Below are 12808 nucleotides of genomic sequence, written 5' to 3'. Positions count from 1 at the left end.
CCCGAACCACTCCCGGGCCAGGTTGGAATCTGCCCACTGCAAAGTCGTCACTATCTTCCATCATGGATTACAAAGACTATTACAAGGTTTTGGGCGTGGAGAAAAACGCCACAACTGACCAGATCAAGAAAGCTTACCGCAAGCTGGCCCGCCAATATCATCCCGACGTAAATCCCAACGACCCGAATGCGGAGCGTAAATTCAAGGAAGTAAACGAGGCCAACGAAGTTCTGAGCGACGAGGAAAAGCGCCGCAAATACGACCAGCTCGGGGCCGACTGGCAGCGCTACCAGCAGGCCGGAGCTGGCCGCGGTGGGCAGGCCGGGGGCGGGTTCGACTGGTCGCAGTACACCCAGGGTGGTGGTTTCGAGGGCTTTGGTGGCGGTGGAGGCGGCAGTAATGACCCGTTTGGCGGAGCCGATTTCTCTGACTTCTTCAGCTCCATCTTCGGAGGTGGTGGCGGTAGGGCCAGCGGCAACCCCCGCCCCGCGGCCGGCCAGGACTATCAGGCCGAGTTGGAGCTTACTCTGGAAGATGCCTATCAGGGCGGCCCCCGCACCCTCACCGTGAACGGGAAAAAGCTGCGCATCAATATCCAGCCCGGCGTGGAAGACGGGCAAACTATCCGGCTGCGTGACCAGGGCGCCCCGGGCCGCAACGGCGGACCCAGCGGCTCGCTCTACATCACCATCCGCCTGCAGCCCGATGCGCGCTATACCCGCACCGGTGCCGACCTGACCATGGACGTACCCGTGAGCATTTATAAGGCGCTGCTGGGCGGCGAGCAGGTGGTCGACACGTTTTCGGGGCCGGTCAAAATCAAGATCAAGCCCGAAACCCCAAATGGCACCCGCCTGCGGCTGCGCGGCAAAGGTTTTCCGGTGTATAAGCAGGCCGGGCAGTTTGGCGACCTGTACCTGCGCCTGACCCTGACTTTGCCCCTGAACCTGACCGATGAAGAAAAGGCACTAATTCAACAACTGGCCGACCTCCGCAACGAATCGTGACGCGTTATGGAACCCACCTTCATTACTATTACCCTGCTCGAGTGCTCGGCCCACTACGGTTTGAGCGAGGCCGATGTAAGGGAGTTCATCGACCTGGGGCTGCTGCAAGAGGCTGAAACGCCTGATGCCATCCACGGTGAAGCCGACGACCTAGCCCGTCTTTCCCGCCTGCACCACGACCTGGGTATGAGCAAGGAGGCCATTGACATCATCGTAGCCATGCGGCGGCGACTGGTAGCCCTGCAGGACGCGCTGGCCCAGCAAACGGCCCGCGCCGCACAGCTTGAGCGGTTTTTGCGCGGCTCAGGCCCCATCATCGAGGCCGACTTCTGAGGCGCTGCCTTATACTAGATCCACGGCCAGCGCCAGGGCGCAGCCGGCTACGGTAGCCGCCAGCTTGGGCAGGTTCAGGTGGTGCTCGGGGCTGGTTTCGAAGAGAATGGTGGTAGATACGTGCAGAAAGTTGCCGGCCACCAGGCCCAGCAGGGCCGCGTACCAGCCCCCTTGCAGTAGTTGCTCCAGCACCACGTAGTTGCTTACCACAATGCCCGCTGGTCCAGCCAGCGCGAAGATAACCAGATAGGGGAAGGCGCGCTTAAAGCTGTTGAGTCGCAGCAACAAGGCGGCCATCAGGGCAAAAGCGGCCGGCACGTGGTGCAGGGCAATACCGGCCAGAATAGCGTAGAAACTCTGGCCCACCCCCGCTGCTTCCGGCGACTTCACCAGGATGCTGCCTTCCAGAAAGGAGTGCAGCACGAGCGAAAACAACAGCAGAAACGGAACCCGCCCGGCGTGCGACGTATGGTAATGCACGTGCCCGTGCTCCACGCCCTGGGAAAATACCTCTAGCAGCAGCTGCCCGAAAAACCCGGCCAGCACAAAATACCCAATGCGGTGGCTAAACTCCGGCCCCAGGCTCAGCGCTTCTGGCAGCAAGTGCATGATGGTCAGGGTGAACAGGTAGGCGCCGCTGAAAGCCAGCAAAGGCTTCATCCAAACGGTGCGGGCCGTGGGCACCAGCCGGGTAAGCCACCCTGCCCCCATTACAGTCAAAAACAACAAAAAAACGGCAAGCCACATGAAGGTACAGTGCTAATGTGGGGTAATAGGCTAATAGGGAATAGGCTAAAAATGAGCCCAGGAATGCTTCTGCGTTAGAGAGAAGGCCATTACGAGCAGTAGCCCGTCAACGCTTCAGGTAACCCTACTTCTTCAGGACAAAAATCATCCGCGGGCTGGTCTGCTCATCGTAGGGGCCGAGGTGGTAGTCGCCCAGCACCTCGGCCAGGCGTAGGCCCGCCATATGAAAATATTCCTCAAACCGGGCCTGGCTCAGCGCCCGCACCCGTTCCTCGTAGTGCTGCTCCCGCCCGTCGCGGTCCACGAACCGGATATCTTTGACGATAAAGTCGTTATCGAGGTGGCGGTGCAGGTGAAAGGTGATGTCGTCCACGGTTTTTTCTTCCCGGGCCACTAGCTGCCGCACCGTCAGCTCGGTGTTCATGAAGTCAATGACCATCTTGCCCCGGGGCGCAGGGCTTCTGCCGCTGAGCGCAGGGCCACCACGTTTTCGGTTTCGTTGGCGAAGTAGCCGAAGCTGGTAAACAGGTTGAAGATGAAGTCGAACGGGCCGTAGGGCAAGGCGTCGCGCATGTCGTGCACGTGAAAGTGCAGGTGCTCGTGCTCAAACTGCCGGGCGTGCGCAATGCTTTCCGGCGACAAGTCCACACCGGTTACGTCGTAGCCCTTTTCGCTCAGGTAAATGGCGTGCCGCCCTTTGCCGCAGGCCAGGTCCAGCAGGCGGGTGGTAGGCTTGGGGTGCAGGTGCGTCAGCAGCTCGTCGATGAAAACCCGGGCTTCGGTGTGATTTCGGTCCCGATAAAGCAGGTGATAATAAGGCGAATCGAACCAGGTACTAAACCATTCGGCTACGGGTTGTGGCATTCGGGAAGGGGTAAGCAGAGCGGTAGGCAGCATGCGGCGCGGAACAAGCTGGCTAGACGCGTAATTTTGCAACAATGTTACAAAAAAGCCCGCGACTTTCGGCCGCGCCAGCCTCCACGGCACTGCGGTTGGCTTGTTTGTAAAAATACGCTGGCCCCAATCCCGGTCGCCGCCGACGTAGGGTCAGCAGCGCCGGCATTGGGGCCAGACGGTGTATAATAAAGAGGGTACTACTCCTCTTTCATCTGTTCAGCGGGCTTCTCGTTGGTGTCGTGCTGGGTTTCGGCCGGCGCGGGAGCAGCCTGCTCCGACTTGGTGCGGTCTTCCGCTTCCCCATTGGCCGAGCGGGCGGCTTCGGCACCAGGATGGCGGTCCTTCTCAAATTCTACGTTCGAGCTGATCGGGGCAGCAATGGCTCCACCCTTGGCCTGGTTGGGCTCATGGGCCGTGCCCATATCAAAATTGTCGCTGGAGCGGGTGCCAGGAGCTACCTGATCCAGAGATACTTTGGCCTCCGGACGCAGGTCCGATGGTTCGCTGCTGCAGGCGTTCAGGGCCAGGGTGGCCATGGCCACGGCGGAGAGCAGAAGTTTTTTAGTCATGTTCGTAAAGTGTTGAAATGCTAAGCGTTATGGCAGGCAACAAGCCCCGGCAAAGGACCTCCACCCGTTGCCTCACTTGCTTAGTACCAGAGTACTGTACCGGAGCGGACGGCTCAAAGTTACGCGGAAGTTGGGCTCGTAGGCGCGGGCGAGGCCGGAGATTGGGCCGGCAGCAGGTTTTTGCGACGCAGCATTGAGTCAAACAGCTTGATGTCGTTGGGCGAATTGAAGATGCGCAGCGGGAAGTGCAGGAAAATCGGCACGTTGAAAGTGCGGGCCATCCAGCCCTTGAAGCCCTTGAAGCCCTTCAGCTCGTCGGCCGCGGCCGGGGGCTGCAGCCACAGCAGGTAGGCATCGTTGTCGCGGCGGGCCTGCCCGATCATGTCCCAGGTGAGGCCCATGCCCTTGGTGTCGCTCTGGCGCAGAATCACCTGCCGGTTGTCGATTTCGTAGTGCATCCGCTCAAACAGAGCCTTGCTTTGCTCCATCTGCGCCACGCCCGTAATCTGGGCTGAGCGCAGCAGCACGAAAAGCACCGTGAGCAGAACAGCGGCCAGCAGCCACCACCACGAGGGCCAGATAAGGGCCGGCAGCAGGCCGATGGCCAGCGGAATCAGAGCATACCACCATTCCTTGCGCCACACCTGGGCCATGGCCATGCGGGTGTAGGTATCGGTGTCAAGCTGGTATTTTTTGGTGCGGATAGCCATGGGCGCCGGGCCCTGGGCTTGCCGGTAGCCACCGCGTTGGTTGGGTTGTTGCATCTAGCGTAATGTGGAAAATGGGTTCTGCCGGTGCTGCGTAAGAAAATGGCCGGGTGAGTTCGGTTCGTAAAACGGCCCCCACGACCTTTTTACGGTCAGTACCTTACAGATTAAAATGCTTTCAGGCTCAGGTCAAGGCTTTTCACGGAGTGCGTCAGAGCCCCGACGGAAATGAAGTCGACCCCGGTCTGGGCTACTTCGGCAATGGTATCCTCGGTGATGCCACCGGAGGCTTCGGTTGGGAAGCGGCCGGCAATCAGATCCACGGCTTCGCGCAGCTTGGCCGGCGGCATATTGTCGAGCATAATCCGCTCGATGCCCCCGATTTCAATGACCTGCTGCACTTCAGCCAGCGTGCGGGTTTCGACCACAATGGGTAGCTGCCGGTTGGTGCGCGCCAAATACGCTTTGGTGGCCTCAACAGCCTGTCGGATGCCCCCGGCATAGTCGACGTGGTTATCCTTGAGGATGATACCGTCGAAGAGGCCGTAGCGGTGATTGACGCCGCCTCCGATTAATACTGCCCACTTTTCGCAGATGCGGAAGTTGGGCGTGGTTTTGCGCGTGTCGAGCAGCTTGGCCTTGGTACCGGCCATCAGGCTGGTCAGGTAGGCCGTCTTGGTTGCAATGGCACTCATGCGCTGCATGCAGTTGAGCACCAGGCGCTCGGCCGTCAGGATGCTCTGGGAGCGGCCTTCCACGATGAAGGCAATGTCGCCGTGCTTTACCTCTTGGCCGTCGTTGAGGCGCTGCTCTACCTGCAGGTCGGCGTCTACTTCGCGGAAAATCAGGTGGGCCAGCTCTACGCCGGCCAGAATACCTTCGCCTTTAACCAGCAGATGGGCCCGGTTGCGGGCATAGGCCGGAATGGCGGCCAGGGTGGAATGGTCGCCGTCGCCGATATCTTCGGCCAGGGCCGTGCGAATAAAGGTGGTAAGCGCTTCGGGGGTCAGGTAGGATGGGTTTTGCACGGTGCAAAAATAGAAAAAGGCCCTGACTTGCGCCGGGGCCTTTCCTAGAATCCTTAAAAACAGTTGGCGGCGTAAAGGCTGCGGTTCTGTTTAAATAAGTAGCTTTTTCTCAAATTCTTAGCTCTGCGGAGCCCGGTGGGCCAACTATTCCTTGGTGAAATCAATGGTGTCAATCACCAGGTTGCCCTGCACCGACTTCATCTTGACGAACATCCGGTAGGCTCCGGTTTTGCTTACGTACTTGCCAACCGCGTAGGGAGTTCCCTCGTTACTACCTCCGTAATGCACAAAGTCGAAACCGGCAGGAGAGTTTTTGGCGAAGAAGTCCTTCATCACAAATTCGGCCTGTGTGGCGCTGTAGCTTTGTTTATCACCATCAAAGCTCAACTCGACGGTAGAGCCAAAATGTTGGGACAGTTCCCGCGAAGAACCACTCCGGATGGCATTGCGAACCGGTGTGAAGGCCTCACCTTGTGCCAGTACCGTTACAGATAGTAACAAGAACCACACGATGGTAATAACCTGAAAAATGTTGCGTTTCATACTATAAGTAGGGAATGTATCATACAGTTCGCTAAAACTATGCCAAGTAGGCATTGTTCATAAAATGTCCCCACAGCCGTTCGCCACGGCTACAAGTTAACCTAAACCAACAAAATGCGCACGTTCCCGCCCGTGCCCTTATCTTTGCCGCTATGAATAAACAGGTATTGCTGGTGATTTTGGACGGGTGGGGTTTGGCTCAGAACACGGAAGTATCGGCTATTGATAAGGCCAATACTCCGTTTGTCGACTCACTGTTTCAACGTTTTCCCCACAGTAAGCTTCAGGCCTCAGGCGAAGCCGTGGGGCTGCCCGACGGGCAGATGGGCAATTCGGAAGTCGGCCACATGAACATCGGGGCCGGCCGGGTAGTGTACCAGGATCTAGTGCGCATCAACAAATCGATTCGGGAGCGGAAGCTGGGCTCGATGCCCGCGCTGGAAAAAGCTTTCGAATACGCCCGCACCACGGGCCGCAACCTGCACTACATCGGCCTGCTGTCGGATGGTGGGGTGCACTCCCACATTGAGCACCTCAAAGCCCTGTGCACGCTGGCCCACGATGCCGACGTACATAAGATCTTTATTCACGCCTTCACCGACGGCCGCGACACCGACCCCAAGGGTGGCGTGAACTACGTGAATGACCTGGAGCAAAGCCTGGCCCGCAGCGGAGCCAAAATTGCCTCCGTGGTGGGCCGCTACTACGCCATGGACCGCGACAACCGCTGGGAACGGGTGAAAATAGCCTACGACCTAATGGTAAACGGCAAGGGCACGCCCTCCCAGAACCTCATTCAGAGCATGCTCGATTCCTATAAGGAAGGCGTGACGGATGAGTTCTTGAAGCCGATTGTGAAAGTTGGGGCCGACGGGCTGCCGCTGGCTACCATTCAGGAAGGCGACGTGGTTATCTGCTTCAACTTCCGCACCGACCGGGGCCGGGAAATCACCCAGGCCTTGACCCAGCAGGATTTCCACGCCTTCAACATGCACCGGCTGAACCTGCACTACCTGACGATGACCAACTACGACGCTACGTTTGTGGGCGTCACCCCGATTTTCGAGAAAGACAACCTCGAAAACACGTTGGGCGCGGTGCTGGAAGCCAACAGCAAGAAGCAGATTCGCATTGCCGAAACCGAGAAGTACCCCCACGTTACGTTCTTCTTTTCCGGAGGGCGGGAAGTGGAGTTTGAGGGCGAAACCCGCCTGATGCGCGCTTCACCCAAGGTTGCCACCTACGATTTGCAGCCCGAAATGAGTGCCTACGAGCTGCGCGACGCCCTGGTGCCCGAACTGCAGGCCAAGTCGGCTGACTTCGTGGTGCTCAACTTCGCTAATCCCGACATGGTAGGCCACACCGGAGTGTTTGAAGCGGCCGTGAAAGCCGTGGAAACCGTGGACACCTGCGCCCGGGACGTGGTAACGGCCGCGTTGGAGAGCAACTACGCCTGCATCGTCATTGCCGACCATGGCAACGCCGACATGATGATTAACCCCGACGGCACGCCTAACACCGCCCACACCACCAATCTGGTGCCCTGCATTCTGGCCGACAACGATTACCAAGGTACCCTGGCCGACGGCAAGCTGGGCGACATTGCCCCCACCGTGCTGGCGTTGATGGGGCTACCTCAGCCCGCTGATATGACTGGCGTGTCGTTGCTGCAACCCACTGTTATTACCGCCCAGAATGCATAGAGCATGGTGGGCCGCGGCCGTCCTGTTACTCGCTACGTCCTGTAGTGAGCAGCAGGAGGCTGCCCGCCCGGCCAACCAGTCCGTAAGCCGCTGTATTTCGACGTAAAAGGCTTTCTGGACAATCAGGCGGCCCAACTCACCCAGCGCCAGCCGGCCGTGGAAAAACAGGTAATGCTGCGCGACGGACAGATGGAAACCACGCGGGTGGAGAAGGTCGACTGGAGCAAGGAGCTACAGATTTTCTACCAAGCCGACATCAATAAGCCTGCCCTGCGCGGTGCCTACGAAGCAATAGGCAGCCCGGTAAATGGAGCTCAGGAATACCGCCGCAAAGGCATCATTGAGAACATTGTGGATCAGTTACGGGTAAGCGGCGACGGGACTTCTTCGGGCACCATTGAGGCGACTCTGACCCAGGACAACCCGCTGTTTTTCTCGCGCAAGTTTCTGGCGCTGAGCTACCAAAATGGGCTACTGAAAACCTACCGGGTGCGGGGCGTGCAGAAGCTGGTTCTATTCGATACGCTGCGTTACTCGGCAACGGTTACCGTGCTGCCTTAAGTTTGGTTGGAAGCTATTCTGCAGTTTCTCTCTCAAGTTTTGGCGTCTAACGATACCAGTTACGCCCTGGTAGCACCAGTGCTGCTAGCTTTAGCCACCGGCCCGCGCCGCGACCAAGCCCGGTCGGCACTACGGAGTGTTAACCTCCTGCTGGCTGCAGGAGGGCTGATAAGCATACTCCTTGTCATGAATAAGGTCTGGCAGCTTTACTTTTTTGAGGGGAGGCCGAGCGGTTTACCTTCGTTAACCTATATACCGGCCCGTATTGGTGGGCTGCTGTCCTAAGAGTGCTGCCGCTGTTACTGGCTCAGCTGTTCTGGTGGCGCCGGCTGCGGCAGAGCCAGTGGCTGCCGGCTTGGCTGGTAGGCATCATATGGGCAGGAGCGCTAAGCCCATTTCTGTCCTTTTTGTGCCGGGAATGCCTGCCTAGTGCTTGGGTAATGGTTGCCTTACCCGATTATTACCTGGCCCTAACGCTGGCTATTTACAGTGGTGTTGGCTGGTACTACGGCTGGCGCCGGGCTTACTAATCTTGCTGCTTAATCCAGATAAGGCTCCACGTGAGCTACCGAAGGTTTGCCCGCCGAGAAAGTAGCCGATACGTTGTTGGTACGCTCAGTATCCCGAATCTGCACTTTGGCGCAAGAGCCACCATTCTGTCGCGTAGAAGCATCCAGGGTTTGGCGCAGGCGCTGCCCGTAGGCAGGAGTGAAGTTGATAATAACGGCGCGCCGTAACAGACGCTGCTCGGGCATACAGTAGAACTCGAACTGGTTGCCCTGGTGCTGCAGCGTCAGAATCGTGTCGGTCTGGCCTTTCTCGTGCACGTTGGCAAACGACTTGCGGGAAATGACTCTGGCGCCGGCCTGCAACAGTTGTCCGACGGTGGGCTCGGTACCGAAAGGCTGACCGGCCAATGTGTCGTTGGTCGTAACGCAGGTGGTTTTGGCCGCTCCAGGCCGGGCTACCGTGCGGCGCTTGGGCGAGGTAGGCGGCTCAGTCTGCGTGCGGCTGGCCTGTGCGCTGCCATTAGGCTCCAGACCCATGCTAACCGCGACGCACACTGCCAGGGCAGAGACGAGTTTGACCGAAGGAAGCAGGACAGCAGAAAACATAGCGCGACAAAGGCCTTTATTGCCTCATACGCAAATATTTACTGCTTGGCCTTGCCCGGGTCGGCTTTATTTTAACGGATTTTATCCTTCCGTGCCCATGATGGTGGCCACTATCCAGCGGCGGCCGCCGTGGTTGCGGTGTTCTCCCAGATACACGCCCTGCCAGGTACCCAGGGCCAATTCCCCGTTGGTAATCGGGATGGAGACGGAAGTGCCCAGCGTGGCGGCTTTCAGGTGGGCCGGCATGTCGTCGGGGCCTTCCTGGGTGTGCTGGAAGTAAGGAGCATTTTCCGGAACGGCCCGGTTGAAATACTGCTCAAAATCGTGGCGGACGGTGGGGTCGGCGTTTTCGTTGATGCTCAGGCTGGCCGAGGTGTGCTGGATAAAAAAGTGGACGGTGCCCATCTTAATCTGTTCCAGCTCGGGCAATTCGGCCACCAGCACGTCGGTAATAAGGTGGAAGCCGCGGCGCACGGCCGGCATCCGCAGGCGTTTCTGAATCCAGATCATGGCAGTATTAAGGGTCTAGACGCTCGTAAGCTCCCGGGTCGGGGGTCCTTGAGTTGCGGGGCCGGTTGAGCAGGTCCGTGCCGACGCCGCCAAACGGCTGAGCCTTATCGAGCACCTGGGAGAGCGTATCGAGGCTGTAGTCGAACTTGTCAGCATACTGGCCCGCGGGCCGCTTAAACTTAGGGTCTTTATTGATCAGGTTACCGTTGGTGTCGAAGCCGGTCTTGTAGCGCTGAGTGCGCAGTACGGTGTTGCGCACGGTCAGCTCGGCGTAGTCATTGCCATTGCTAAACAGCAACTCATCCGGAATGGAGCCCCAGATAATGGAGTTGCGAATAGCTATCCGCGTTACTATCGGCTGGGCGGTCCACTTTGCCGCTGGCTCATTCGTGAAGGCCAGAGACTCTGATTCGCGCCGGAACAGGGGCGTGAAGTTGGCAACGGTGCAGAAATTCAGGTTGAAGGTGCCCCGGCCAACCCGAGAATAGCATATTCGCCGCAGTTGGTAAACAGGCAATTGGTCAGGTTAAACTCGCCGGCAATGCTCAGCACCCCGGCTCCATCGAAGGTTTGGCCGCCGTTGGCAAAGGATAGCTTCGAGCCGGAAATGTTCTTAATGATGGTGTTTTCGACGGTTACCCGGGGCGGGGCTGCTGGTTGCCCGGGTTGTAGACGAGCAGACCGAAGCCGGCATTCTTGATTTCGGCGTAGCGAATCAGGTTGTTGCGGCTGCTGACCGAGTCGAACTGAATCCCGGCCCACTGTCCGGGAACTTCGTTGTAGAAAGGCTCGAGCCGGTCGCCGGAGAAGCGCACGATGTTGGGGTCGGTGGGCTTGATGGGGCCGGTAGGGGCATAGTCGGGGTTTACCCGCAGCGTGCCTTTCACGATAATAGCGGCTCCGGCGTGGGCGTATACCCGGGCTCCGGCCTCGATGGTAAGCACGCAGCCGGCAGGCACCAGCACCGAACTGGGCAGCACGTGGGGCTTGTCTTTGCGCCATACCTCGTTGCAGGCCAGCACGCCCCGGTGAAAAAAGGCGTTCTGCCCGTACGCCACCAGCTCTACCTGCTGGTCGTTGCCGTTGGTCTTGAACCGGAGCTGGTCGGCAATCAGGAAAGGCTTGCCTTCGGGCTGGGCGCCGCCGGGCCCGAGCTTGGCCCGCACTAGCACCAGCAGGCTGTCCTTGCCCCGGATTTCAACGTTGTTGGCCACTGGCCCAGCATCCCCGTTTACGATTAGGGAGTACTCCGACACGGCCGGGTTCAGCACACTGATCTGCTCCACTTTCACGGCCCGGCTGTTGCGGTTATACACCCACAGGCGTTTCGTGACTGTGCCTACCTGGGTAAAAACTGTGTCGAACAGCACTGTATCGGCCGAGAATTCGAGCTTGGCACCAGGGTCGGTGGTAAACAGGTCTTCCTTCGGCTCACAGCCCGGCAGCACAGTAAGCAGGCACGACAATACGAGCAGGCAGGGTAGCAGAAAGCGCATAGCAAGGATATGGGTCAGGGTAAAAACGGGTCATCCTGAGCTTGCAAACAACCTTAGAGCCGTGGAACAATGTGTTCTAGCGCAGTAAGGTCCTTCGCAAACTCAGGATGACAAACGGAATACAGGGCAGCTTAGTGCATTGCGCTTACGCCACGCCTTCCTGCAGACGCTCGGCGCTTTCGGCGATGCGCAGCTGCTCGACGAAGTCGTCGATGTTGCCTTCCATCACGCTGGCCAGGTTGTAGACCGTGTAGCCGATGCGATGGTCGGTAACGCGGCCCTGGGGTAGTTATAGGTGCGGATTTTGTCCGACCGGTCGCCGCCGCCAATCATGCTCTTGCGCTGGGCGCCTTCGGCTTCGTTCTTTTTGGCCAGCTCAATTTCGTAGAGGCGGGAGCGAAGTACCTGCAGGGCCTTGTCGAAGTTCTTGAGCTGCGACTTCTGGTCCTGGCACTGGGCCACCAGGCCGGTGGGCAAGTGGGTGAGGCGCACGGCCGAGTAGGTCGTGTTTACCGACTGACCACCGGGGCCCGACGACATAAACAGGTCCTTGCGCACGTCGTTCATGTCAATCTGTACGTCGAGTTCCTCGGCCTCGGGCATTACCACGATGGAAGCCACCGAGGTGTGAATGCGGCCCTGGGTTTCGGTGGCCGGCACGCGCTGCACGCGGTGCACGCCGCTCTCAAACTTAAGCTTGCCGTACACGTCCTCGCCTTTTACGGCCAGGATAATTTCCTTGTAACCACCCGAAGTGCCTTCGGTAGCGTCCACGAGCTCCATCTTCCAGCCCTGGCGCTCAGCAAAGCGCATGTACATGCGCTGCAGGTCGCCGGCGAAGATGGCCGCTTCGTCGCCACCGGCCCCGGCCCGGATTTCCATGATGATATCCTTCGAGTCGTTCGGGTCTTTGGGAATCAGCAGCTCCTTGATGACGGTTTCGAGGCGTTCCTGCTCGGGCAGCAGGGTTTCGAGCTCGTCTTTGGCCATCTGCCGGAAGTCCTCGTCCTTTTCGGTGGCAATAACTTCGCGGGCGCCCTCGATGTTGGAGAGCACCTGCTGATAATTCCGGTACTCGGTCACGATTTTGCCGAGGTCCTTATACTCTTTATTCAAGGTCTTGTAGCGCTTCATGTCGCTCATGGCCTCGGGCTGCATCAGCTGCTCGTTTACGTCTTCGTAGCGCTGGCGAATGGCCTCCAGTTTATCTAGCATCTTGCCTTCAGGGAATTGTATTTGCTATGCAAAGGTAAGGAAACAAACACGATGAACCCGGGCCCGCGTTCCAGGTAACTGATAGAATATAGGGTAGCCCCTACATTGGCTGCGCCAAGCCGCCAAAGCGGCGGAAGTCAGCGTCCCAAACCCCTAGACCATCTACTCCGGCGTGAATCATTAGAGAGAGGCCGGTAACCTTCGCAGAGGCGGTGTGAATCATTGCAGAGAGGCCGGCAACGGGCGCAGGGGCAGCGTGAATCATCGCAGAGAATGTGGCAATGACCGCAGAGACAGTGTGAATTATCGCAGAGACGGTGGCAATGACCGCAGGGACGGTGGAAACCATCGCAGGAGCGGTGGCAAGGAGGGCAGGA

Annotated in this window: 15 protein-coding genes and 1 pseudogene; 4 read left to right on the top strand and 12 right to left on the bottom strand. The window is 58.6% G+C overall.

The features are described 5' to 3' along the window. Positions 1-62 precede the first annotated feature (62 nt). Both MUN79_RS04670 and MUN79_RS04665 read left to right on the top strand, forming a co-directional pair. Positions 63-1007: a DnaJ C-terminal domain-containing protein gene (locus tag MUN79_RS04670; RefSeq protein ID WP_311136656.1), complete on the top strand. Its 945-nt coding sequence runs from the start codon at positions 63-65 to the stop codon at positions 1005-1007. 6 nt (positions 1008-1013) lie between these two features. Further along, positions 1014-1340: a chaperone modulator CbpM gene (locus tag MUN79_RS04665; protein ID WP_244676621.1), complete on the top strand. Its 327-nt coding sequence runs from the start codon at positions 1014-1016 to the stop codon at positions 1338-1340. A 9-nt stretch (positions 1341-1349) separates the two neighbouring features. Here the strand turns inward: MUN79_RS04665 and MUN79_RS04660 are convergent, their stop codons facing one another. From MUN79_RS04660 to MUN79_RS04630, 7 genes are all read right to left on the bottom strand, one after another. Beyond that, positions 1350-2051: a ZIP family metal transporter gene (locus MUN79_RS04660; RefSeq protein ID WP_244676620.1), complete on the bottom strand. Its 702-nt coding sequence runs from the start codon at positions 2049-2051 to the stop codon at positions 1350-1352. Between the two features lie 160 nt (positions 2052-2211). Next, entirely contained in the window at positions 2212-2526 is a 315-nt protein-coding gene (locus MUN79_RS04655; protein ID WP_244676619.1) for a hypothetical protein, read from the bottom strand. Then, positions 2508-2951: a class I SAM-dependent methyltransferase gene (locus MUN79_RS04650; protein ID WP_244676618.1), complete on the bottom strand. Its 444-nt coding sequence runs from the start codon at positions 2949-2951 to the stop codon at positions 2508-2510. Before MUN79_RS04650 ends, MUN79_RS04655 begins: the two co-directional genes overlap by 19 nt. 230 nt (positions 2952-3181) lie before the next feature. Beyond that, on the bottom strand, positions 3182-3553 hold the full coding sequence (locus tag MUN79_RS04645) for a YajG family lipoprotein (RefSeq protein ID WP_244676617.1): 372 nt from the start codon (positions 3551-3553) through the stop codon (positions 3182-3184). 119 nt (positions 3554-3672) lie between these two features. Further along, entirely contained in the window at positions 3673-4317 is a 645-nt protein-coding gene (locus tag MUN79_RS04640) for a hypothetical protein (RefSeq protein ID WP_244676616.1), read from the bottom strand. A gap of 110 nt (positions 4318-4427) precedes the next feature. After that, positions 4428-5288 (bottom strand): carboxylating nicotinate-nucleotide diphosphorylase, encoded by an 861-nt coding sequence (nadC, locus tag MUN79_RS04635; protein WP_244676615.1) that lies wholly within the window; start codon positions 5286-5288, stop codon positions 4428-4430. A 144-nt stretch (positions 5289-5432) separates the two neighbouring features. Then, a complete protein-coding gene (locus MUN79_RS04630; protein WP_244676614.1) occupies positions 5433-5831 on the bottom strand; it encodes a DUF4783 domain-containing protein in 399 nt (132 codons plus the stop codon). A gap of 152 nt (positions 5832-5983) precedes the next feature. Here MUN79_RS04630 and gpmI point away from each other — a divergent pair, with 152 nt between their 5' ends. Continuing rightward, positions 5984-7534, top strand: coding sequence for a 2,3-bisphosphoglycerate-independent phosphoglycerate mutase (gene gpmI / locus MUN79_RS04625; protein ID WP_244676613.1), 1551 nt, complete (start codon positions 5984-5986; stop codon positions 7532-7534). Between the two features lie 156 nt (positions 7535-7690). Beyond that, positions 7691-8095 carry a hypothetical protein gene (locus MUN79_RS04620; RefSeq protein ID WP_244676612.1) on the top strand — a complete coding sequence of 135 codons (405 nt, stop codon included), beginning with the start codon at positions 7691-7693 and terminating at the stop codon, positions 8093-8095. A 539-nt stretch (positions 8096-8634) separates the two neighbouring features. On the opposite strand, the gene MUN79_RS04615 is transcribed toward MUN79_RS04620, so the two are convergent. The 5 genes and pseudogenes from MUN79_RS04615 to prfA form a co-directional block, all read right to left on the bottom strand. Continuing rightward, a complete protein-coding gene (locus MUN79_RS04615; RefSeq protein ID WP_244676611.1) occupies positions 8635-9210 on the bottom strand; it encodes an adenine nucleotide alpha hydrolase family protein in 576 nt (191 codons plus the stop codon). A gap of 81 nt (positions 9211-9291) precedes the next feature. Then, positions 9292-9720, bottom strand: coding sequence for a secondary thiamine-phosphate synthase enzyme YjbQ (locus MUN79_RS04610; RefSeq protein WP_244676610.1), 429 nt, complete (start codon positions 9718-9720; stop codon positions 9292-9294). 7 nt (positions 9721-9727) lie between these two features. Further along, the gene (locus MUN79_RS04605; protein ID WP_244676609.1) at positions 9728-10237 is read right to left on the bottom strand and encodes a hypothetical protein; all 510 of its coding nucleotides are present in this window, start codon (positions 10235-10237) and stop codon (positions 9728-9730) included. Between the two features lie 118 nt (positions 10238-10355). Continuing rightward, positions 10356-11216: a hypothetical protein gene (locus MUN79_RS04600; protein ID WP_244676608.1), complete on the bottom strand. Its 861-nt coding sequence runs from the start codon at positions 11214-11216 to the stop codon at positions 10356-10358. A 145-nt stretch (positions 11217-11361) separates the two neighbouring features. Then, positions 11362-12431, bottom strand: a pseudogene (gene prfA / locus MUN79_RS04595) (peptide chain release factor 1). Between the last annotated feature and the right edge of the window lie 377 nt (positions 12432-12808).

Origin of the sequence: Hymenobacter cellulosilyticus (assembly GCF_022919215.1) — a bacterium.
GTDB lineage: Bacteria > Bacteroidota > Bacteroidia > Cytophagales > Hymenobacteraceae > Hymenobacter > Hymenobacter cellulosilyticus.
Note: the sequence above shows the minus strand (reverse complement) of the source record. Positions and strands in the feature narration are given on the sequence as shown.